This is a genomic window from uncultured Brachyspira sp. (assembly GCF_944390595.1).
GTDB lineage: Bacteria > Spirochaetota > Brachyspiria > Brachyspirales > Brachyspiraceae > Brachyspira.
This window is the reverse complement of the sequence record NZ_CALXRN010000160.1, coordinates 1-2,899: the sequence shown is the minus strand read 5'-3', so window position 1 is coordinate 2,899 and position 2,899 is coordinate 1. Positions and strand designations below refer to the sequence as shown.

Below are 2,899 nucleotides of genomic sequence, written 5' to 3'. Positions count from 1 at the left end.
CGTATAGGATATTATTTTAATTTAGGAGTATATTTATGGCTGTAAAAGTAGCAATAAATGGTTTTGGACGTATCGGACGTCTAGTTTTTCAGGCATTAGTAGAACGCGGTTTATTAGGTAAAGAAATAGAAGTAGTAGGTGTTGTAGATGTAAGCACTGATGCTAAATATTTCGCTTATCAATTAAAATATGATTCAGTTCATGGCAGAATGAAAGCTGACATTACAACAGAAGGCGAAGACATTTTAGTAGTTAATGGAAATAAAATTAAATGTATAGGAGCTACTAAAGAATTAAAAGATCTTCCTTGGAAAGATTTAGGCGTAGAATATGTTATAGAATCTACTGGTCTTTTCACAGAAAAATCAAAAGCAGAAGGTCATATAGCTGCAGGTGCTAAAAAAGTTATAATTTCAGCTCCTGGTAAAGGCGATGGTTTAAGAACTTTCGTAGTTGGTGTTAACCATGAAGAATATAATCCAGCAGAACATCATGTAGTATCAAATGCTTCTTGTACTACTAACTGTTTAGCTCCATTAGTACATGTTCTTCTTAAAGAAGGCATCGGAATAGAAACTGGTCTTATGACTACTATTCACTCTTATACTGCTACTCAAAAAACAGTAGACGGTCCTTCTAAAAAAGACTGGAGAGGCGGACGTGCTGCTGCTTGCAATACTATACCTTCTACTACTGGTGCTGCTAAAGCAGTTGGTGAAGTATTACCTTCTACTAAAGGTAAATTAACAGGTATGAGCTTCAGAGTTGCTACTCCTGACGTATCTGTTGTAGACTTAACTTTCAGAAGTGAAAAAGATTCTTCTATTGAAGAAATCGATGCTTTAATGAAAAAAGCTTCTGAATCTTATTTGAAAGGTATTTTAGGTTATTGTAATGAAGAATTAGTATCTAGCGACTTCATACATGATAACAGAAGCTCTATATACGATTCTTTAGCTACTGTTCAAAATAACTTAAAAGGCGAAAAGAGATTCTTCAAAATCGTTTCTTGGTATGATAATGAATGGGGTTATTCTAACAGAGTAATTGATTTATTATTATATATGTACAACAAAAAATAATAATTAGGTTATAATAATTAATACTATAATAAAGGGTGTTATATTTATTATAACACCCTTTAAATTTTTTTAAGCGAGCCAAAGCCATCTGCCAAACAAGTTTGGCAGATACTTTTAGGCGACGGCGAGCATAGCAATAATAAAGGAGTTAATACAATGAAAAAGTCAGTAAAAGATATAGATATTAAAGGTAAAAAAGTCATAATGAGAGTTGACTTCAATGTACCTCTTGATAAAGAAACTAATTCTAAAATCACAGACACTACAAGAGTAGATGCTGCTATGCCTACTATTGAATACATACTTTCTCAAGGTGCTTGTTTAATACTTATGAGCCATTTAGGCAGACCAAAAGGCGAAGCTAATCCTAAATACTCTTTAAAACCTGTATTTGATTATTTAAAAACTAAACTTCCTAATAATAAAGTTACTTTTGCTAATGATTGTATAGGAGATGATGTAAAAAAACAGGCTTCAGAATTAAAAGCAGGAGATGTATTACTTCTTGAAAATTTAAGATATCATGCTGAAGAAGAGAAAAATGATCCTAACTTCTCTAAACAATTAGCTGATTTAGCTGATGTTTATGTTAATGATGCATTCGGTACAGCTCACAGAGCACATGCTTCTACTGCTGGTATAGTATCTGCTAAAGCTGGTATGCCTGCTGTAGCTGGTTTCTTAATGGAGAAAGAAATACAATACCTAGGAGATGCTGTTGCTAATCCTGCTCGTCCATTCGTAGCTATAATCGGAGGAGCTAAAGTTTCTTCTAAAATTTCTGTACTTAAAAACTTACTTAACAAAGTAGATACTTTAATTGTTGTAGGAGGTATGGCTTATACTTTCTTCAAAGCTCAAGGCTTAGAAATAGGTTCTTCTTTATGCGAAGATGATTATATTGCTACAGCTAAAGAAATCATGGATAAAGCTAAAGAATTAAACAAAACTTTATATTTACCTGTTGATAATGTTATAGCTGATAAATTTGATAATGATGCTAATATAAAAACAGTAGACACAAATGCTATACCTGCAGGCTGGATGGGTATGGACGTTGGACCTAAAACTTTGAAAGAACTTGAAGACATACTTAAAAATGCAAAAACTGTTGTTTGGAATGGACCATTAGGTGTATTTGAAATGGCTAATTTTGCTAAAGGTACTTTTGAAGTAGCTAAATTCATTGCTAATTCCGGAGCTGTAAGTATTATCGGAGGCGGAGACAGTGTATCTGCTGTTAATAAATCCGGCGTTGCTGATAAGATGACTCACGTATCTACAGGCGGCGGAGCTTCTTTAGAGTTCCTTGAAGGAATAGAATTACCTGGAATAGCAGTATTACAAGATAAGTAATAATTTATAGTTAGATTATAATAAATCAAAATAGCGAGCCCGTAGGAACTTTAGTTTCTACGGGTTTTTTGCGAACTATTTTGATTTTATGATAAAAGGAATAGCATTACCTGGAATAGCAGTATTACAAGATAAGTAATAATTTATAGTTAGATTACAATAAATCAAAATAGCGAGCCCGTTTCTACGGGTTTTTTGCGAACTATTTTGATTTTATGATAAAAGGAATAGAATTACCTGGAATCGCAGTATTACAAGATAAGTAATTGTAATTAATTAGATATAATTAAATCAAAATAGTGAGCCCGTTTCTACGGGTTTTTTAGCAAACTATTTTGATTATTTGATATAAAGCCTCTGTCGGAGGTTTTTAATTATTTTATATATTTTAGTTATGAAAGTTTTTTAAAATCTATTTACATTCGCCCGCCCTTTTCATTTAATAACTTTTATAATATATT

General features: G+C 32.3%; 2 protein-coding genes. Both read left to right on the top strand.

Translation table 11 applies throughout. The annotated features are described in order from the left end of the window. The first annotated feature begins 35 nt into the window (after positions 1–35). Entirely contained in the window at positions 36–1,082 is a 1,047-nt protein-coding gene (gene gap / locus Q0J90_RS09375; protein ID WP_297277652.1) for a type I glyceraldehyde-3-phosphate dehydrogenase, read from the top strand. Between the two features lie 156 nt (positions 1,083–1,238). After that, entirely contained in the window at positions 1,239–2,438 is a 1,200-nt protein-coding gene (pgk, locus tag Q0J90_RS09370) for a phosphoglycerate kinase (protein ID WP_297277651.1), read from the top strand. Positions 2,439–2,899 lie beyond the last annotated feature (461 nt).